General features: G+C 56.9%; 16 protein-coding genes and 4 tRNA genes. 10 read left to right on the top strand and 10 right to left on the bottom strand.

The features are described from left to right. Positions 1–121: 121 nt before the first annotated feature. Positions 122–1,630: an EmmdR/YeeO family multidrug/toxin efflux MATE transporter gene (locus ABIE02_RS07590; protein ID WP_077227742.1), complete on the top strand. Its 1,509-nt coding sequence runs from the start codon at positions 122–124 to the stop codon at positions 1,628–1,630. Positions 1,631–1,710: 80 nt separating this feature from the next. After that, a tRNA-Asn gene (locus ABIE02_RS07595) sits at positions 1,711–1,786 on the top strand. Positions 1,787–1,910: 124 nt separating this feature from the next. Here the strand turns inward: ABIE02_RS07595 and ABIE02_RS07600 are convergent. The 3 genes from ABIE02_RS07600 to shiA all read right to left on the bottom strand — a co-directional run bounded on the left by ABIE02_RS07600 (position 1,911) and on the right by shiA (position 6,555). After that, positions 1,911–3,695, bottom strand: a complete 1,785-nt coding sequence (locus tag ABIE02_RS07600; protein WP_336994496.1) for an aminopeptidase P family protein — start codon at positions 3,693–3,695, stop codon at positions 1,911–1,913. Between the two features lie 18 nt (positions 3,696–3,713). Beyond that, positions 3,714–5,168, bottom strand: coding sequence for an AMP nucleosidase (locus tag ABIE02_RS07605; RefSeq protein ID WP_336994497.1), 1,455 nt, complete (start codon positions 5,166–5,168; stop codon positions 3,714–3,716). A gap of 73 nt (positions 5,169–5,241) precedes the next feature. Then, positions 5,242–6,555, bottom strand: a complete 1,314-nt coding sequence (shiA, locus tag ABIE02_RS07610; RefSeq protein ID WP_032612313.1) for a shikimate transporter — start codon at positions 6,553–6,555, stop codon at positions 5,242–5,244. A gap of 234 nt (positions 6,556–6,789) precedes the next feature. Here shiA and ldtA point away from each other — a divergent pair, with 234 nt between their 5' ends. After that, a complete protein-coding gene (gene ldtA / locus ABIE02_RS07615) occupies positions 6,790–7,746 on the top strand; it encodes a L,D-transpeptidase (protein WP_336994498.1) in 957 nt (318 codons plus the stop codon). 57 nt (positions 7,747–7,803) lie between these two features. Here the strand turns inward: ldtA and ABIE02_RS07620 are convergent. Then, positions 7,804–7,879 (bottom strand) — tRNA-Asn (locus ABIE02_RS07620). A gap of 319 nt (positions 7,880–8,198) precedes the next feature. Here ABIE02_RS07620 and nac point away from each other — a divergent pair. Together nac and cbl are read left to right on the top strand one after the other, a co-directional pair. Beyond that, on the top strand, positions 8,199–9,116 hold the full coding sequence (gene nac, locus ABIE02_RS07625) for a nitrogen assimilation transcriptional regulator NAC (RefSeq protein ID WP_032612309.1): 918 nt from the start codon (positions 8,199–8,201) through the stop codon (positions 9,114–9,116). A gap of 96 nt (positions 9,117–9,212) precedes the next feature. Next, complete coding sequence (gene cbl / locus ABIE02_RS07630; RefSeq protein WP_032612307.1) at positions 9,213–10,163, top strand: HTH-type transcriptional regulator Cbl; 951 nt, start codon at positions 9,213–9,215, stop codon at positions 10,161–10,163. A gap of 314 nt (positions 10,164–10,477) precedes the next feature. On the opposite strand, the gene ABIE02_RS07635 is transcribed toward cbl, so the two are convergent. Further along, positions 10,478–10,553 (bottom strand) — tRNA-Asn (locus tag ABIE02_RS07635). A gap of 100 nt (positions 10,554–10,653) precedes the next feature. Then, positions 10,654–11,451, bottom strand: coding sequence for a DgsA anti-repressor MtfA (mtfA, locus tag ABIE02_RS07640; RefSeq protein ID WP_032612305.1), 798 nt, complete (start codon positions 11,449–11,451; stop codon positions 10,654–10,656). Between the two features lie 93 nt (positions 11,452–11,544). On the opposite strand from mtfA, the gene ABIE02_RS07645 reads away from it, so the two are divergent. Next, positions 11,545–11,634, top strand: a tRNA-Ser gene (locus ABIE02_RS07645). Between the two features lie 163 nt (positions 11,635–11,797). On the opposite strand, the gene dcuR is transcribed toward ABIE02_RS07645, so the two are convergent. The 3 genes from dcuR to ABIE02_RS07660 all read right to left on the bottom strand — a co-directional run bounded on the left by dcuR (position 11,798) and on the right by ABIE02_RS07660 (position 15,331). Beyond that, positions 11,798–12,523: a two-component system response regulator DcuR gene (gene dcuR / locus ABIE02_RS07650; RefSeq protein WP_032612303.1), complete on the bottom strand. Its 726-nt coding sequence runs from the start codon at positions 12,521–12,523 to the stop codon at positions 11,798–11,800. Then, positions 12,520–14,124, bottom strand: a complete 1,605-nt coding sequence (locus tag ABIE02_RS07655) for a sensor histidine kinase (RefSeq protein WP_336994499.1) — start codon at positions 14,122–14,124, stop codon at positions 12,520–12,522. Before ABIE02_RS07655 ends, dcuR begins: the two co-directional genes overlap by 4 nt. 133 nt (positions 14,125–14,257) lie before the next feature. Further along, positions 14,258–15,331, bottom strand: coding sequence for a porin (locus tag ABIE02_RS07660; RefSeq protein WP_059307588.1), 1,074 nt, complete (start codon positions 15,329–15,331; stop codon positions 14,258–14,260). A gap of 652 nt (positions 15,332–15,983) precedes the next feature. On the opposite strand from ABIE02_RS07660, the gene drpB reads away from it, so the two are divergent. The 4 genes from drpB to ABIE02_RS07680 are packed head-to-tail and all read left to right on the top strand — an operon-like array spanning position 15,984 to position 18,949. Beyond that, positions 15,984–16,256 (top strand): cell division protein DrpB, encoded by a 273-nt coding sequence (gene drpB / locus ABIE02_RS07665; protein ID WP_032612296.1) that lies wholly within the window; start codon positions 15,984–15,986, stop codon positions 16,254–16,256. Between the two features lie 41 nt (positions 16,257–16,297). After that, positions 16,298–16,993 carry a phosphohydrolase gene (locus tag ABIE02_RS07670; RefSeq protein WP_032612294.1) on the top strand — a complete coding sequence of 232 codons (696 nt, stop codon included), beginning with the start codon at positions 16,298–16,300 and terminating at the stop codon, positions 16,991–16,993. Positions 16,994–17,043: 50 nt separating this feature from the next. Beyond that, positions 17,044–18,474, top strand: coding sequence for a DNA cytosine methyltransferase (locus ABIE02_RS07675; protein ID WP_165718087.1), 1,431 nt, complete (start codon positions 17,044–17,046; stop codon positions 18,472–18,474). Further along, complete coding sequence (locus ABIE02_RS07680) at positions 18,458–18,949, top strand: very short patch repair endonuclease (protein ID WP_032612290.1); 492 nt, start codon at positions 18,458–18,460, stop codon at positions 18,947–18,949. The genes ABIE02_RS07675 and ABIE02_RS07680 overlap by 17 nt, the downstream gene beginning before the upstream one ends. Here the strand turns inward: ABIE02_RS07680 and yedA are convergent. Further along, positions 18,921–19,835 (bottom strand): drug/metabolite exporter YedA, encoded by a 915-nt coding sequence (gene yedA, locus ABIE02_RS07685; RefSeq protein ID WP_059307591.1) that lies wholly within the window; start codon positions 19,833–19,835, stop codon positions 18,921–18,923. The two genes, ABIE02_RS07680 and yedA, sit on opposite strands and share 29 nt — an antisense overlap. Positions 19,836–19,846: the final 11 nt, after the last annotated feature.

The raw sequence follows: 19,846 nt of genomic DNA on the forward strand, positions 1-19,846 counted from the left end.
TCAAACCTGATCTTACCTGATTTAGATCAACTGCTGATTCTGTCGTCAGTTTGACGTAATTACCAACAAATTTTTGTGGGAAATACTTTGCAGGATCTGCTTTTCTCCCTCATCATTTGAAATGGAGTTTCAACTTTTCTCGCTAAGGTCCATTTTGAACGTCACCTCCGCTTTACGCCAGGCCGTGATGCGCACGCCCTGGTATACCAAACGTAAGAGCTACAAGGTTCTCTTCTGGCGCGAAATCACCCCCCTTGCCGTGCCTATCTTTCTGGAAAACACCTGCGTCCTGCTGATGGGCGTGCTCAGCACCTTCCTGGTCAGCTGGCTCGGCAAAGAGGCGATGGCAGGCGTCGGGCTGGCCGACAGCTTTAATATGGTGATTATTTCGTTCTTTGCGGCGATCGATCTTGGTACCACGGTGGTGGTGGCCTTTAGTCTGGGGAAACGCGATCCCCGTCGTGCGCGGGCGGCCGCCAGGCAGTCGCTGGTGATCATGACGTTGTTCTCCATTGTGCTGGCGGCGGTGATCCACTATTTCGGTGAAGAGATTATTAATGTGGTGGCTGGCGAGGCGACCGGTGAGGTGAAAGCCCTGGCGCTGTCCTATCTCGAAATGACGGTGCTCAGCTATCCGGCCGCAGCGATTGCGCTGATTGGCAGCGGGGCGTTACGCGGGGCAGGGAACACCAAAATTCCGCTGCTGATTAACGGCGGGATGAACATCCTGAATATTATGATCAGCAGCGTGCTGATTTACGGCCTCTTTTCCTGGGACGGGCTGGGCTTTATCGGAGCAGGGCTCGGGCTGACGATCTCGCGCTATATCGGCGCCGTTGCCATCATCGTGGTGCTGGCCGTCGGTTTTAACCCGTCCCTGCGTATCAGTATCAAGAGCTATTTCAAGCCGCTTAATTTCGCCATTATCTGGGAAGTGATGGGTATTGGCGTGCCTGCCAGCATTGAATCCGTGCTGTTCAACGGCGGTAAGCTGCTGACCCAGATGTTTGTTGCCGGGATGGGCACCGATGTCATTGCCGGTAACTTTATCGCCTTTTCCATTGCGGCACTGATCAACCTGCCGGGTAACGCCCTCGGTTCCGCGTCCACCATCATTACCGGCAAACGACTCGGTAAAGGGCAAATCGGCCAGGCGGAGCGTCAGCTGCGCCATGTCTTCTGGCTCTCGACGATCGGCCTGACCGCCATTGCCTGGGGAACCGCGCCGTTCGCCGGCCTGCTGGCGTCTTTCTATACCCGCGAGCAGGACGTTAAGGACGTGGTGGTGATCCTCATCTGGCTAAACGCCGCCTTTATGCCGATCTGGGCCGCTTCGTGGGTGTTACCTGCCGGGTTGAAAGGGGCGCGCGATGCGCGCTTCGCGATGTGGGTGTCGATGCTCGGGATGTGGGGGTGTCGCGTCGTGGCAGGTTATACGTTGGGGATCATGCTGGGTATGGGCGTGGTCGGGGTCTGGCTGGGAATGTTCCTCGACTGGGCGGTACGCGGCGCGCTCTTCTACTGGCGAATGATCAGCGGTCGCTGGCTGTGGAAATACCCACGGCCACAGCGTGACAATGTGGCGCCCATTGCCTCAGAACGGGTGGCAAATGTGCAAAGTGGGGAATAAATCGGCAAACGATACAAAATATGCATTCTGCCTTTGACAACGCCAGGTGGCATCGCTAATATTCGCCCCGTTCACACGATTCCTCTGTAGTTCAGTCGGTAGAACGGCGGACTGTTAATCCGTATGTCACTGGTTCGAGTCCAGTCAGAGGAGCCAAATTTGAAAAGCCTGCTTAAGGAAACTTAAGCAGGCTTTTTGCTTTTCTACCCACAACAACAAAGAAACGGCAACCCGAAGGTTACCGTTTTTAGTGTCTGTATCTATCTCTGCGGTGAGGGCATCAGGCCGCACGCTCTTTATGCTCGCGCACCGGCGCCGTCGCTGCCAGTAGCCACTGACGCGCGTCGCTATCAACGTGCGGCGAGAGCACCTCCCGTACCTGCTGGTGATACGCATCCAGCCACTGGATCTCTTTTTCACTCAGCAGATGCCACTCAACCTGGCTCAGGTCGATTGGCGCCAGCGTGAGCGACGCGAAGCGGCAGAAGCCTGGCAGGCTTTCCACAACCTCCACCTGATTTTCAATCCGGATCCCATACTCATCAGCCAGATAATAGCCCGGCTCGATGGTGATAATATTGCCCGCGACCAGCGGCCATGGGTTGACCTTCTTCGCGATACGCTGCGGATTCTCATGAATCAGCAGCTGGTGGCCCACGCCGTGTCCGGTGCCGTGATCAAAATCCAGCCCCAGCTCCCACAGCCCACGCCGCGCAAAAGCATCAATCTGATGCCCGCAGGTACCGGAAGGGAATTGCAGGGTGATAAGCGATAAAAAGCCTTTCAGCACCGCGGTGTAGTGCAGACGACACTGGTCGCTCAGAGAGCCAAAGGCAAGCGTGCGCGTGGCATCGGTCGTGCCGTTATGGTACTGCCCGCCGGAATCGTTCAGATAAAAATGGTTGCGGGTAATGGCCGCATTGGTCTGCTCGCTGGCGTGGTAATGGCACATCGCCGCATTGCTGGCCGAGGCGGAAATAGTGGCAAAACTCTGCTCGATAAAGCCCGGTCTCTGCTGGCGGAACACCAGCTGCTGCTCCTGTGCTTCCAGCTCCGTAAGCGGATTGCCTGCGGCCTCACGGCGGGGCACCTCATGCGCCAGCCAGGCAAGGAAGTTGACCCATGCCACGCCATCCTGTTGGTGACTGTCGCGGTAGCCTGCCAGCTCGGTAGGATTTTTATGCGCTTTCATGGCAGTGATCGGGTCGGCGTGCCAGACGATCTCCCCCTGCGGCTCCACGGCAAAACGCAGGGCGACGGGAGCCGAATCGGCATCCACCATCACGCGTTTCCCGGCGCACAGCTGCTGGCTGCGCGGCAGAAAATCGGCTTCTGGTGCCAGCGTCAGACTCTCCAGCAGGGAGGCGGAAAGCCCGTGCGTTTTTCCGGGGACCACAAACCACTCCACCGCGGCTTCGCGGCTCAGCAGAGCAAACGAGTTCGGCACCGGGCTCATGGGAATATCGCTTCCGCGCACGTTAAGCAGCCAGGCAATGTTATCCGGCTGGGTGATGGCGAGATAATCGGCATTGCGCTCAGCCAGAATAGCGGCGACGCGCTTGCGCTTATCGGCGCTACTCTCGCCGCTGATGTCGACCGGCATCTCCCTGATCGCGCCAACGGGCGGTGCAGGGCGATCATGCCACAGGCTATCGAACGGTGAATCGTTCAGAGCGACAAGCTCACAATGGCTGGCGTTCAGGGCCTCGTACTGGCCGTTGGTCATCAACAGCGCTTCAAAGGCAATTCTCGAACCCGCTTCGACATGCTGATCCAGCCAGGCTGCCAGCGGATCGTTGTGCAGATGCAGGATCTCAATCTCAGCCAGATCAACCTGTTCACGGGCCTGCACCTGGTAGCGCCCGTCGACAAACAGCAGGGCGCGATCGCGCAGGATCAGGGCGTGCCCCGCCGAGCCGTCAAAGCCGGTCAGCCAGGCGAGAACATCGTCATGTGGGTGGCAATATTCGCTCTGAAAGGCATCAGTCCGCGGGACAATAATGCCATCCAGCGCCTGGGTTTCCAGCCACTGGCGCAGGGCAGAGAGCGGTGATGTGGTTTGCATAACTTTCCTTTTTTATGATTAGCGGAACGGCGGCTCGTTAAAGGTACGCAGTTTGCGCGAATGTAGCTTATCGCCCTCGGCACGCAGCAGGTCGATGGCGCGAATACCAATCTGCAGATGCTCAGAGATCGCTCCCTCGTAAAAACGGTTCGCCTGGCCGGGCAGTTTAATTTCGCCGTGCAGCGGCTTATCGGAGACGCACAGCAGGGTGCCGTAAGGTACACGGAAGCGATAACCCTGAGCGGCGATGGTGGCGCTCTCCATATCGATGGCGACCGCGCGGCTTAAGTTAAAGCGCAGCGCCGAGGCCGAGTAGCGCAGCTCCCAGTTACGATCGTCGGTGGTCACCACTGTCCCGGTACGTAGACGCTGCTTAACCTCTTCGCCCGGCATCCCGCTCACCTCTTTCGTAGCGTCGTACAGCGCCCGCTGCACTTCGGCAATGCTCGGGATCGGAATATCCGGTGGCAGCACCGCATCCAGAACGTGATCGTCGCGCAGGTAGGCGTGGGCCAGCACGTAATCGCCAATCAGCTGGCTTTCACGCAGTCCGCCGCAGTGGCCAATCATCAGCCAGACATCCGGGCGCAGCACCGCCAGGTGATCGCAGATGGTTTTAGCGTTTGACGGGCCAACGCCAATATTAATCAGGGTAATGCCCTGACCATCGGCAGTTACCAGGTGCCAGGCTGGCATCTGATGCTTTTTCCAGGCCAGATCGGAGATGGCCTGCTCGGGGGCTTCGGTTTCGGCGGTGATCCAGATCCCACCTGCGCAGGAGAGGGCGATGTACGGGCTGTCGGGATCGAGGATCTGACTGCAACCCCAGCGCACAAACTCATCCACATAGCGGGTGTAGTTGGTGAACAGCACAAACGGCTGGAAATGTTCGGCTGGCGTACCGGTGTAGTGACGCAGGCGTGCCAGCGAGAAATCAACGCGGCGGGCGTCAAAATGCGACAGCGGGGAAAACTCTGCCGGATGGTAGATCCCGTCGGCGGTTTCATCCCCAATCTGCGACAGCTCGGTGGTCGGGAAGTGGCGCGTCAGGCCAGCGCTCATGGAGCGGTCCAGCGTCAGTTCGGAACCATCAATCACATACGGATAGGGGATCTCATGGCGCGATGGCTCGACGGTGATGTGGGCACCGTAATCCTGATACAGCAGCGTCAGCTGTTCTTCCAGATACGGGCGAAACAGCGTCGGACGGGTGATGGTGGTGGAGTAGCAGCCAGCGTGGGTAAAGCGTGCATAGGCGCGGGTCTTTGGCGTATTGGTGGCGCTACCATCCCAGGTCACTGAAAGTGAAGGATAAACAAAGAGGCCATTCATTCTGGCCTCTGTATCAGGGAGCGTTCCGTCTTTTATATAGTCGCTGATGGCGCTGCGCAGAGCGTTGACCGCCTGGTCGTACAGCGCATCCAGCGTTTCCAGTGCCTGAGTCGGGGTCAGGCTGGCGCCTTTATTATTCATCTCTGTCTCCTTGTTCCACAGGTGTACGGCGTTCACCGATAGTATGTCACCTGGATGTGAAACAAAAGTGAGATCAGGACGCGGTCGGTTTCATCAGCAGAGCCGTGGCGGCAGAGAGCAAACAACCAGCCAGCAGGTAGATCGCCACGCTGTGCCAGTCGCCGTCGGAGAAGGTCACCAGCGCGGCGGCGATAAAGGGCGTAAACCCGCCGCCGACCACGCTCGCCACCTGATAGCCAACGCCCGCGCCGCTGTAGCGGTAGCTCGCGCCAAACATACTGGTGAACATCGGCTGCTGCACGCACACCACCATGTCATGGGCGATATTCGCCAGCAAAATAGCGAATACCACAATCCAGAATACCGACTGGGCCTCAAGCGCCATAAAGAACGGGAAGGTGCTTATGGCCCCCGTTAGCGCCCCGGTGATATAGACCCGGCGGCGGCCAAAGCGATCTGCCAGCCAGGCAAAGCAGGGGATGGTCAGGCAGCTGATACCGCCCACCAGCAGGCCAATATTGAGAAACAGCTCGCGGGGCAGGCCGAGATTCTGAGTGGAATAGCTCAGGGCAAAAGCCGTGACGATATACATCGTCAGCAGCTCGCACAGGCGCAGGCCGATGATTTTCAAAAAAGCGCCCGGGTGACGGATTAACGCCTCCATGACCGGCAGGCGACGCTTCTCCGCGGGTTGCTGACGCTGTTGCTCGAATTCGGCAGACTCGTCCATCCCTTTACGTACCCACAGGGCCGCCAGCACCAGCACGATGCTGAACAGGAACGGGATCCGCCAGCCCCAGCTCAGGAACTGCTCGTCAGTCGTGAGCGTGCTGATGAGCGAGACCAGCCCGGTGGAGAGCAGCAGTCCCACGCCATACCCCACCTGTACGCCGCTGCTGTAGAAAGCCTTTTTTCGCGCCGGGGCGCTTTCCACCGACAGTAGCGCCGCCCCGCCCCATTCGCCGCCAACGGCAAAGCCCTGAACGGCACGCAGGGTAACCAGCAGAACCGGCGCCCACCAGCCTATCGCGGCAAACGAGGGCAGGATACCAATCAGCGCGGTGGCGATGCCCATCATCCACACTGTCAGCATTAACATCCGCTTGCGGCCCAGCTTGTCACCAAAGTGGCCGAAGATCACCCCGCCGAGCGGGCGGAACAGAAAGCCGACGCCAAAGGTGGCAAAGGCGGCGAGCGTGCCCATCGCCGGGCTAATCTGCGGAAAAAATTCGCGGTTAAAGACCAGCGCGGCGGTAATGCCGTACAGCAAAAAATCGTACCAGTCGACTACCGCACCGGCAAAACTGCCGAGGGCCGCGCGGCGCGCGCGATTGAGCGATGGTGTTGTTGCCCCATCGGGGGACGGGGATGCGAGGGTGGTATCCATAGTGGTCCTGTCTGACGTTATTTTCTTATAGGTATAGGGAGAAGATCACTCACATTGCGGCCGCATAAAAACAGCGACGGGTATGAGACTACCCCGACAGCGAACAGCTGAAAACGTTTTTATCCCGGCGTGAGCTAAACGGGTGATATTTATCGACATCATGGTCTGATATCTGGCGATAAACGCAGCAACAAGACTATGCTTGTCTGATACGTGGAGCGACAGAGGAAGGGAATGATGCGTCGTAGTACTTTTTTGGGCTGTTTTGCCGCATTACTGGTCAGTCAGAGTGCGCTGGCGGTGAGCTATCCGTTGCCGCCTGAAGGGAGTCGTCTGGTAGGAAGCCCACGGTTGATCACCGTTCCTGCTGACAACCGTTTACCGCTCGAGGCCTTTGCGGCGCAGTATGGGCAGGGATTGAGCAATATGCTGGAGGCCAACCCGGGAGCCGATCCGTTTTTACCGAAATCCGGCTCGCAGCTGGTGGTACCCCAGCAAATCATCTTACCGCCAACGGTGCGGGAGGGGATTGTGGTCAACGTGGCGGAAATGCGCCTGTACTACTATCCCAAAGACGGAAATACCGTTGAGATCTTCCCTATCGGCATTGGTGAAGCCGGGCGGGAAACACCGCGTAACTGGGTAACGGCCGTTGAGCGCAAGAAGGATGGGCCAACCTGGTCGCCAACCCCCAACACCCGTCGCGCCTATGCCAAAGAGGGCAAAACCTTGCCCGCTTTTGTTCCTGCCGGCCCGGATAACCCGATGGGGTTGTATGCGCTGTATATCGGCAGGCTATATGCCATTCATGGCACCAATGCGAATTTTGGCATCGGGCTGCGCGTGAGCCAGGGCTGTATTCGTCTGCGTAACGATGACATTAAGTATCTGTTCGATAATGTCCCGGTCGGGACGCGCGTGCAGCTGATCGATCAGCCGGTGAAAGTCACCACCGAGCCGGACGGCAGCCGCTGGGTAGAGGTCCACGAACCGCTGTCTCGTAATCGCGCGGAGTTCGAATCCACAAACAGAGTGCCGCTGCCGATAACGCCAGGTTTACGCGCCCAGCTCAACGGTGGGGATGTGGATGCTGTACGGGTGAGCGGGGCGCTGGAGCAGCGGTCAGGAATGCCGGTGAACGTCAGCTTCGGAGGACAGAATACGCCGCTGGTAATGACCTCCAGCCCGTAAGCTGAACCCGGAAAGCAAAAAGCCCGCTTAAGTTTCCTTAAGCGGGCTTTTCAAATTTGGCTCCTCTGACTGGACTCGAACCAGTGACATACGGATTAACAGTCCGCCGTTCTACCGACTGAACTACAGAGGAATCGTGTGAACGGGGCGAATATTAGCGGCGTCGCCTGTACTTGTCAAAGGGTGATCCCGCCTGTTGAGATCGTTTGCTGACAAAATCAGCAAAGTGATGTTTTCCCCAGCGGATTGCACGTTTTTGGTGCGCACATACCCCGAATGGGGCAGATCATAAACCGCTGTTTCAGGTTTAAAAGTGCAGGCAGCGATTAGATTTCCTTATTTTCCGCCGCTTAGCGGACATATCCGACCTCTTCACAAAATTGGCAAGCATCTTGCAAAACCCTCATTACATTCGCGCCGGAACCGGCAACGCATTTCGTACAGGGGGCAAAATGAACTTAAGACGACTGAAATACTTCGTAAAAATCGTCGATATCGGTAGCCTGACCCAGGCCGCTGAGGTGCTGCACATCGCACAGCCGGCACTGAGCCAGCAGGTGGCCACTCTGGAAGGTGAGCTGGATCAGCAGCTGCTGATCCGCACGAAACGCGGCGTCACCCCTACCGAAGCAGGCAAGATCCTCTATACCCACGCACGCACCATTCTGCGCCAGTGCGAGCAGGCGCAGCTGGCGGTGGGTAATGTCGGGCAGACGCTGAGCGGGCAGGTGTCGATCGGGCTGGCACCGGGCACGGCGGCTTCGTCAGTCACCATGCCGCTGCTGCAGGCGGTACGCGCAGAGCTGCCGGAGGTGCTGGTCTATCTTCACGAGAACAGCGGTTCAGCGCTGAACGATAAATTACTCGGCGGGCAACTGGATATGGCGGTGCTCTACGATCGCTCCCCCGTGGCGGGGATCACCAGCCAGCCGCTGCTGAAAGAAGATCTCTTCCTGGTTGGAACGCGGGACTGCCCGGGACAGAGCGTAGATCTAACCGCGGTGGCCGAGATGAATCTCTTCTTGCCCCGGGATTACAGCGCCGTGCGTTTGCGCGTTGATGAAGCCTTCTCTCTGCGCCGCCTGACGGCCAAAATCATTGGCGAGATCGACTCCATCTCTACCCTGACCGCCGCCATTGCCAGTGGTATGGGTGTGACCGTCTTGCCGGAATCGGCAGCCCGTTCGCTCTCCAGTGCAGCCAACGGCTGGATGGCGCGGATTGCCTCGCCATCGATGAGCCTGCCGCTGTCGCTGAACGTCTCGGCGCGTGGCTCGCTGACGCCGCAGGCGCAGGCAGTGAAAGAGATCCTGATGTCGCTGGTGAGCCGTCCGTCACTGGAGAACCGCGAGTTGCAGTTGGTCAGCTGATATTCCATTAAGGTATAAGTTGCGGGTTTTTATTATTTGTTCTCACGGCGAGCACGCTTTAACAATAGCGATATGTCAGATGCGCCGGAGTGAACCGTGAATTTCCAGCAACTTAAAATTATCCGTGAGGCGGCCCGTCGGGATTACAACCTGACCGAGGTCGCCAACATGCTCTATACCTCCCAGTCGGGAGTCAGCCGTCATATCCGCGAGCTGGAGGAGGAGCTGGGCATTGAAATTTTCATCCGTCGCGGCAAACGCTTGCTGGGAATGACCGAGCCTGGCAAGGCCCTGTTGACCATCGCTGAACGTATTCTTAATGAAGCCAGCAACGTGCGTCGGCTGGCCGATCTTTTTACCAACGATGCTTCCGGCGTGTTGACCATCGCCACCACGCACACTCAGGCTCGCTACAGCCTGCCGCCGGTGATTAAGGCGTTCCGTGAGTTGTTCCCCGACGTGCGTCTGGAGCTGATCCAGGGCACGCCACAGGAGATAGACGTTTTGCTGCAAAACGGCGGGGCGGATATCGGCATCGCCAGCGAACGTCTAAGCAATGACCCGCTGCTGGCCGCCTTTCCGTGGTTTCGCTGGCATCACAGTCTGCTGCTGCCGGTCGACCATCCGCTGACACAAGTTTCGCCGCTCACCCTGGAGGCTATCGCTAAATGGCCGTTAATTACCTATCGGCAGGGCATTACCGGGCGTTCACGTATCGATGAAGCCTTCAACCGCAAAGGCCTGACGCCGGATGTGGTGCTCAGCGCCCAGGATTCCGACGTGATCCGCACCTACGTCGAACTGGGGCTGGGCATTGGTCTGGTGGCCGAACAGTCCGGCGAAGAGCGTGAGCAGGGCAGTCTGGTGCGTCTCGATACCCGCCACCTGTTTGATGCCAACACCGTCTGGCTCGGGCTTAAGCGCGGCCAGCTGCAGCGCAACTATGTCTGGCGCTTTATCGAACTCTGCAACGCCGGACTCTCGGTGGATGAGATCAAACGCCAGGTCATGGAGCCGGAAGAGGCGGCGATCGACTATCAGATATAATCCACCGATCCCGCAAAACGGCGACCCATTGTGGTTTCGGTCACTACCGGCACGTTCGCCTGCACCGCTGGTTTTACCGTGTTCCCGTCTGAAGCGGGATCAAAAACCGCGAGCCTGATTCGCAGCGCTCGGCCCCGGACGATAGATGTGTCCGCGCGCCATGGCATAAAGCGGGGGCGAATATCGGATTGCATTATCAATGAGGGGCTGGCGAGACGTTGAACTCTGCTGCCATAAGGTGGTGAGGAACTAAAGTGAGAAATGTGGAAAAGCAAAAAGCCCGCTTAAGTTTCCTTAAGCGGGCTTCTTAAATATGGCTCCTCTGACTGGACTCGAACCAGTGACATACGGATTAACAGTCCGCCGTTCTACCGACTGAACTACAGAGGAATCGTTTGAACGAGGCGCATGTTAATGGCCTCGCCATTTTGTGTCAACACTAAATTCAACGCGCTGATTCAATTGATTAATTAAGCTTCAGAGTGCTGGTTTAGTGTACTTGCGCGGAGGGATCCCCGGTCTGGCCGTCATTTTCACGTAACCGTTGTAAAGGGTCCTGCTGGTAAAACTGGCAGAAACGCTGCCACAGCGCCGGGAAGCGAGGGGCGAAAAGCTCGGGCGCGCTGAAGAAATATTCCGATAACACGGCGAAGCATTCAGCAGGGTCGGTGGCAGCATAGGCATCAATGCTGGCTGCGCTTTCGCCCACCAGATCGATTTCATCCTGAATATTGTTCATCGCGGCGTGCAGATCGTGTTCCCAGCCAGCCACCTCACGCAGCGGGATAAAGGGAACGCCGCTGGCGCGATCGCCATTACGGGTGTCCAGCTTATGCGCCACTTCATGAATGATGAGATTGAAACCGGATGCGTCGAACGAGTCCTGAATGTCCAGCCAGTTGAGGATAATCGGCCCTTGCTGCCAGCTTTGGCCGGATTGCACCATTCGCTGAGTGTGCACCAGCCCGATATCGTCCTCCCATTCATCGTCTACAACAAACGGCGCCGGGTAGATCAGCACTTCATGGAAGCCGTCCAGCCACTCAATACCCAGTTCCAGCACCGGCAGGCAAAAGAGCAGGGCGATGCGGGTGCTCTTGCGATCGTCGAGTTCAAATCCCTGTAGCGGGACCAGCCGTTTTTGCTGTAAGAATCGTATCGCAAGCTGTACCAGACGTGATTTATCCTCATCCGATAAAGTGGACAGGACAGGGATCGCCAGCGCCTCTTCCCACGGCAGCGCCGCGCTTCGGGCAGATTCATTCGACTTCCAGGGCCACTTAATCATCGCTTTGCTCGCAAACTCGTCACTTGAACAAAATTGAACGGTTATGGTCTGTTAAAATGCCAAATTCCCCGGCATGATGGCAACCATCAAAACGGAGAGATGCCGGAGCGGCTGAACGGACCGGTCTCGAAAACCGGAGTAGGGGCAACTCTACCGGGGGTTCAAATCCCCCTCTCTCCGCCACTTTATCTCTTCAGTCACGCTTTCCGCTAGCTTTCTCGTCAGACATCCTGTGCGCCGGGTACATTATCATCCCATTTACGGGAAGTAACAGACCTTTACCGCTGCAAAACAATATATGTGAGCTAAATCAGGATGTTTACCCGAATCGGTTGTATTACGGGCGTTACTCCTGATGGCAATATTGCCTGAGCAGGGCAACCTGCTCGGCACGCAGACGATAGCGATACACGGGTCGTCCGGTGGCACCATAGTGAATACTGGTATGCAAAATGTTGACCTGTGCCAGCCAAATCAGATATTTGCGACAAGAGACGCGCGAGATATTGACCGCATGTGCCAGATCGTCGGTGGAAAACTCGATACCCGGATGGGCATCAATCCACAGGCATAGCGTGCGCAGCGTCTGTGGGGTGAGTCCTTTCGGCAGGCGCCGACTGTCTGCCAGCCCTGGCGCACCGCCGCGCATCAGCCGATCGACATCCGCCTGGTCATGATACTGATGCGACGCCATCAGGGCTTTTTTCTCACGCCAGCCGTTCAGGGCCTCTTCGAAGCGCGGGAACTGGAACGGTTTGATCAGGTAGTCCACCACCCCGTAGTGCATGGCAGTCTGAATGGTTGCGGCATCTGACGCCGAGGTGATCATGATGACATCGGTGTTACGCCCGGATGCGCGGATAACCGGCAGCAGGCTCAGGCCGTTTTCACGCTGCATATAGACATCCAGCAGAATCAGGTCCACCTGCCTGGCGGACGTGTTCAGCACCGCCCCGGCCTCAGCCAGGGTGGTGGCCACGCCGCAGCAGCAAAAACCGTTCACCCGGTTAACGTACTGACAATTAAGATCGGCCACCATGGCATCATCATCGACAATCAAAACATGTATCACGCGCTTTTCCTTTCACTGTTCCAGGGGAGCTGAACAAAAAACTGGGTAAACACGCCCGGCTCAGATTCAACGGCGATCTCCCCGCCCAGGTTTTCAATCTGTTGACGGGCGAGATAAAGCCCCACGCCCCGGTTTTCCCCTTTGGTGGAAAACCCTTTGCTAAAAATGTCCTGCAGATGCTCGGGGGCGATGCCCGGACCATCGTCACTGACTTCCGCGCTGAGCCAGCCCCGCTGATAGTGGAGTAGCAGGCCGATCTCCCCTTCAGGCTGTGCATCCAGCGCATTCTCGATCAAGTTGCCAAGCACGGTGATAAGCCCCGCGACCTGTTGTTCATTCGGGTTGTCCGGCACCTGACTGGCGTCGGAAAGCGTCAGGCTGAATCCCCGCTCTCTGGCGCGGTTGATCTTGCCCAGCAGAAAGCCCGCCACCACTGGCGATTTCACGTTGCGCTGCAGTGTGCCGACATCGTTCTGCCAGGCATTGGCCGTCTGCAGGACATACTCTTCCAGTTTGGCATAGTGCTTCATATGCAGCAGGCCAAGGATCACATGCAGCTTGTTCATAAACTCGTGGGAGTGGCTGCGCAGTACATCCAGATAGCTCACCATTCCGTCCAGCCGCTGTATCAGCTGGCTGATCTCGGTCTTATCGCGAAAGGTAGTAATAGCGCCCATCAGCTGAGTATTACTTTTGACGGGCAGGGTGTTGCAGAGCAATAGCCGACCGTGGCAGTTGATTTCCTGATCCTGACGCGGCAGCCCGGTTTGCAATACCTCACGCAGGTTCGCCAGCAGTGGTGTCTCGTGCAGGGCATGGCCGCTGGTACTGGTATTCAAAATCTGCCGGGCGGCATGGTTGATTATCGTCACATGCCCCTGCTGATCCACTGCGATTACCCCTTCGCGCAGGGATTGCAGCATGGCCTGGCGCTGCTCCAGCAGAGCCGAAATCTGATAAGGCTCCAGGCCAAACAGCACCCGTTTGAGCATCCGCACCAGCCCCCAGGCACCAAGCGCACCGAGCAGGGCACTGAACAGAACCAGCCAGATGGCGTCCCAGCGGTTGCGGGCGATCTGCTGCTCCACTTTATCCAGGGAGATCCCTACCGCTACCACCCCAATCTGCTGACGCTGAGCGTTATAGACCGGCGTAAACACGCGCAGTGCCTCGCCCAGCACACCGTGGTTGATGGCGACATTCTCTTTATCCTCCAGCGCAGGCCGGAGATCGTCGCCAATAAAGGCTTTGCCGAGCAGGGCGCCGTTGGGATGTGAATAACGGCGCCCGTGCATGTCGGTGACGACGGCGAACAGCAGGTTGTTGCGCTGCATGACCGTCAGGGCGACAGGCTGAATGATGTTGCTGTCCGGTGGCAAGGCTAAGCCCCGGATCACCGTCGGGCTATCGGCCAGGGTTCGAGCCACCGCGAGGGCAGTATCCCGCACACCATCCCGCGTGGCCCGGGTAATTTGCGCAAAATAGAGGACAAAAATCACCAGCAAGATCGCGCCCGTCACGCTGTAGACCATCAGCGTGACCAGGGTATTCAGTTTCATTGGGCGCGTGTGCGTGGGGGGAAGGGGCGGCAAATCGCGCATTGAAACTCCAGGACATGCGAAAAAGCAGGCATTATCGCTGATGGCGTTAATTTGTTAAAGCTATGTAAAGCTGGTGGCGGCAGAAAGCAAAAAGCCCGCTTCGCAGCGGGCTTGAAAGAGGTGTAACAGGCAATCAGAACTGGTAAACGATACCCATTGCAAACTGGTCGTCAGCAGGCATGCCAGTAATAGCCGCGTCGTCTTCATCCAGCAGGTTGAACTTGTACGCGGTATAAACGTTCATGTTCTTGTTAAAGTAGTACCAGGTGCCCAGTTCAACATAGTTGACCAGATCGGCATCTACGCCGCGTTGGCCGTTACGCGCACCCAGGTCCTTGCCTTTGGAATAAACATAACCCAGGGAAGGACGCAGGCCGAAATCAAACTGATACTGCACCACGGCTTCAACGTTCTGCGTTTTGTTGGCAAAACCGTTATCGTTAACCCAGGTCATGTTACGGGTTTCACCGTACATGACGGCAGCGTAAAGGTTGTTGGCGTCATATTTTGCCGCCAGAGACCAGACTTCAGCGGTATCGCCATAGCCGTCAACAGACTGGTTGTCAGTACGATCGGACTTGCCGTACACACCAACGAAGCCGAAGCCATCGACGTTATAGGCGAGGGAGGTGCTGTAACCATCACCGTTGCCTTTTTTAGCCTGGCTGTCGTGGTTTTTGCCCTGGTACTGCAGTGCAAAATCCAGCCCGTCAACCATGCCGAAGAAGTCGGCGTTGCGATAAGTCGCCACACCGGTGGTACGGCCGGTCATAAAGTTATCGGTATGAACCCAGGAATCGCCACCCCATTCCACCAGCATATCGGTGTACGCGCCCGCGTCATACGCCACGCCGTAGTTACGGCCATAGTCAAATGAACCGTAGTTACCGAACTTCAGGCCCGCGAACGCCAGACGGGTGTCTTCATTCTGTTGGCCTTCCGGCGCGCTGGCGCCCAGGTTGAACTCAAGCTGGCCGTAACCGGTCAGTTCGTTGTTGATTTGTGTTTCGCCTTTAAAGCCGAAACGGGCGTAGGAGTCATCAAAGTTTTCGCTATTGCTATCATCAGTGTTGTTCCAGACGCGCTTTCCGACCATCTTTCCGTACAGGTCGAGTTTATTGCTGTCCTTGTTATAGATTTCCGCGGCATTGACTGTGCCAGCGCTTAATAAAACAGGAACGAGGACTGCCAGAACTTTTCTTTTCATTATATATTCCCTTTAATGTATTTTCTTAATGAATATACGTAACCCTTTCCAGGGCACGGGGTAATACTATTTCAGGGCGGGATTTTACTCTTTAAAAATAAATGTAACTAAATCCTTTAGATTATTTCAAAATATTAATATAGGTGTCATTATATTTTATTTCTATGGGTTTTTTTGATGGTATATTTCTGGTGTATCGATTTTTATATCAGTTGGTTATGGCTTGAATTGGTTTGATTTATTGGGTGTATGCTTTGGGCGGGTAAGACAGGTAATAAAAAAGCCCGATAATAATATCGGGCGAAAAATGAAGGCGATAATGAAGATTTTCTGAGGATGTAACGCTAAAAATGCTTTAACGCTCTCATCATTGCACAGTTGGTCGTTTAAACAAATATCCTTTCCCGGATAAAAATGCGCGATAAATCCATTTATTTCTGCCTTCTCACTCAAGATATTTTTCAGGCTCATAAATATGAGCGAATAATAAATATGGTCTATCTTTAGTAGCAAAAGCTCAACCTGACGCAGGTTATCGGCGGAAAAACTGCGCCGGGGGAGTGCGTTTAATTGAAAAATGTGATTTATTGCCGGGGTCAGATTGGCGATGTGAATGCGGCGAACCCCTGCCGCGAAAAGGAAAAAGGACTACATGGAACAGAAACACGATCGCAGCCTGGGAGGCAAGCTGGCTTTGTGGGTATTTTACGCCTTTTGCGGCTATTTCATCTGGGCGATGGCACGCTATTTTTGGATCGTCAGTAAAGTCACCTCGGGACCGGGGCCGCTGATTGAGGGCGATCTCGGCTCGACGTCGGGTAAATGGCTGAGTGCCCTGTTCGGTTTTCTGCTGTTAAGCGCGGTGGGGGCGATCCTCGGCGCCATTGCCTGGTACACCCGGCCACGTGATGTGTCAGAGGAGTAAATAATTGCTATTGTACGGTTTTTCACAGTAGGGACAGCACTATGGAACTCGTGCAATGGCAGGAACGTTTTGAACGCTGGCTGAAGGCGCATCATGCCACCGATGATACCGCTCATGATATTTCTCATTTTCGTCGTGTCTGGCATACCTCACAACGGCTGATGAAAGATCAGGGTGGCGATGCGCTGGTCATCCTGACGGCCTGTTATTTTCACGATATTGTCAGCCTGCCGAAAAATCATCCACAGCGGGGCCGCTCGTCGCAGTTGGCCTCCGCAAAAGCGATAGCCATTCTGCGGGAAGCGTTTGCCGACTTTCCCGCCCATCACTATGCCGCCATCCAGCATGCCATCGAGGCGCACAGCTTCAGCGCGGGCATTACGCCGCTTACCGTTGAAGCGAAAATTGTGCAGGATGCCGACCGGCTGGAGGCCCTCGGGGCGATTGGCCTGGCGCGCGTCTTTGCCGTGTCCGGCGCGCTGGGAGTGCCGCTCTTCGACCCGGAGGACCCTTTTGCCGATGCGCGTGAGCTGAACGACCGGGCCTATGCGCTGGACCATTTCCAGACCAAACTGCTTCGCCTGCCCGAAACCATGCAGACCGACGCCGGTCGGCAGCTTGCGCGACAGAGTGCCGATGTTCTGATCCAGTTTATGGCCCGGCTCAGTGCAGAGCTACGCGGTGATTACGACGGCATCGACACCGCCGTCCTACAGCGTTTCCGCGACAGTCTGTAATGTCTTTCTGTGTTACTCTCTCTTCAGTCTCATTTGGCCCGGTTAAATCTATGCAGGAAAATGTATCAGTGATGGAGTCCGCGCTTGAGCTGGCAAAGAAATCAACGGCGTCAGTCCAGGCGTTATTGAGCCAGCTGCTGGAAATTTATGATGCCAGAACGCTGGCGCATCTTCTGAATGCTCAGGGTGATAGCCACTGGAGCCCGGCGATCCTCAAGCGACTGGTCACCAGCGAGCGGGCAGGCCATCGCCTCAGCGACGGTGAATATGGCATGCTGCAAAACCTGCTGCCGCGCCCTCCGGCCTGTCATCCTCACTATGCGTTCCGCTTTGTCGATCTGTTCGCCGGGATTGGCGGCATCCGCCATGGCTTTGAGGCGATTGGCGGCCAGTGCGTGTTCACCAGCGAGTGGAATAAACACGCGGTGCGCACCTATAAAGCCAACTGGTATTGCGATCCCGACGCGCACCAGTTCAACGATGACATCCGCGAAGTGACGCTCAGCCACCAGAGCGGCGTGACCGACGACGAGGCGGCGCAGCACATCCGTAACGCCATTCCGGCGCATGACGTGTTGCTGGCGGGGTTCCCCTGTCAGCCGTTTTCCCTGGCGGGCGTGTCAAAGAAAAATGCCCTTGGCCGCGCGCACGGTTTTGCCTGCGACACACAGGGAACGCTGTTCTTCGACGTGGCGCGTATTATTGACGCCCGCCGTCCGGCGATCTTCGTGCTGGAAAACGTTAAAAACCTGAAGAGCCATGACGGGGGCAAAACATTCCGCATTATCATGCAGACCCTGGACGACCTGGGGTATGACGTGGCAGATGCCGCGGAGAGCGGGCCTGACGATCCGAAGATCATTGATGGCAAACACTTCCTGCCCCAGCATCGCGAGCGCATTGTGCTGGTGGGTTTTCGTCGCGATCTCAACCTGGGGGGCAACTTCACGCTGCGCGATCTCCCGGGACTGTGGCCGGCACGCCGACCCACGATTGCCGATCTGCTGGAGCCGGTGGTGGACGCGAAATTTATTCTTACCCCGGTTCTGTGGAAATACCTCTATCGCTATGCGCAGAAGCATCAGGCGAAGGGCAACGGGTTTGGCTTCGGGATGGTCGATCCCACTAACCCCCATAGCATCGCCCGCACCCTGTCGGCGCGCTATTATAAAGACGGGGCTGAGATCCTCATTGACCGGGGCTGGGACAAAGCACTCGGCGAGCGTGATTTTGACGATCCAGAGAACCAGCGCCACCGGCCTCGCCGCCTGACGCCACGCGAGTGCGCCCGCCTGATGGGGTTTGAAACCCCGCAGGGCTACCACTTCCGTATCCCGGTGTCTGACACCCAGGCCTACCGCCAGTTTGGTAACTCGGTGGTGGTTCCGGCGTTTGCCGCTGTCGCCCGGCTGTTGGAGTCCCGTATTTTGCAGGCGGTAGCGCTACGCAAAGCCGGAGTAGTTGATGGCGGACGTTCATAATAAGGCCACCCGCAGTAAAAACATGCGCGCCATCGGCACGCGGGATACGGCCATCGAAAAACGGCTGGCTGGCCTGCTGACGCATATCGGTTTTGAATTTCGCGTGCAGGATGCCAGCCTGGCCGGGCGGCCTGATTTCGTGATTGATAGCGACCAGTGCGTGATCTTCACCCATGGCTGTTTCTGGCATCGCCACGACTGCTATCTGTTTAAAGTCCCGGCGACCCGCACCGATTTCTGGCTGGAAAAGATTGGCAAAAATGTCATTCGCGACAACCGCGATATTGCCCTGCTACAGCAGCAGGGCTGGCGGGTACTGGTGGTGTGGGAGTGCGCGCTGCGCGGCAGGTTGAAGCTGGATGATACCGCGCTGACGGAGCGGCTGGAGGAGTGGATCTGCGGCGGTGGAGAGACCGCCCAGATCGACACCCAGGGCATTCGCCCGCTTAAGGTTTCTCCGCCTGATACGGCGTAACCACCGGTTTGGCCGGGAACAGGTACTTGCCTAACGTCACCAGCACCACCGCCATAATAATGATCCCCAGCGCCATCCACTCTACCGCAGAGAGCGACTCCCCGCCGAGACCCGTCCCCAACAGAACAGCCACCACCGGGTTGACGTACGCATAGCTGGTGGCGACCGCTGGAGAAACATTGCGGATCAGGAACATATAGGCATTAATCGCAATCACCGAGCCGAAAATAACCAGATAACCCACAGCCAGGAAGCCTGAGGTATCGGGCAGGGCGGTCAGCTTCTCCCCTGAGAGCATCGATGCCGCCAGCAACACGATCCCGGCAGTGACCATCTCAATGGCACCGGCCATCATCCCTGAAGGGAGTTCAATGCGTGAGCCATACACGGACCCAAATGCCCAGCTCATCGACCCCATCAGGATCAGCAGCGCCCCCCAAGGATTCCCGCTCAGATTACCGCCGCTGTTGAGCAGAATAATGCCCGCCATCCCGATGGCGATCCCCAGCCACTCCAGCTTGCGCGTTTTAATGCCAAACATGCGGCTGAAGCAGAGGGTAAACAGAGGAACTGTCGCCACCACTACCGCCGCAATCCCGGAGGGGACATTCTGGTGTTCCGCAACGGTGACAAAGCCATTTCCGACCGCCAGCAACAGGATGCCAATCAGGGCGGCGTTAAGAAGCGGGCGCAGCGGCGGAAGCCTGTGGCCGCGCAGGAATAAAAACGCTAGCAGGAGCACCCCCGCAGAGAGGAAACGCACCCCCGCCATCATCAGAGGTGGCCAGCTCTCCACGCCGATACGGATCACAAAGTAGGTGGATCCCCAGATGATATAGAGCGCAAACAGCGCGCCTGCTAATGGTAAAACTTGCCTGAAACGCATACTCCCTCACG

Source organism: Leclercia sp. 1548, assembly GCF_050435045.1.
Classification (GTDB): domain Bacteria; phylum Pseudomonadota; class Gammaproteobacteria; order Enterobacterales; family Enterobacteriaceae; genus Enterobacter; species Enterobacter adecarboxylatus.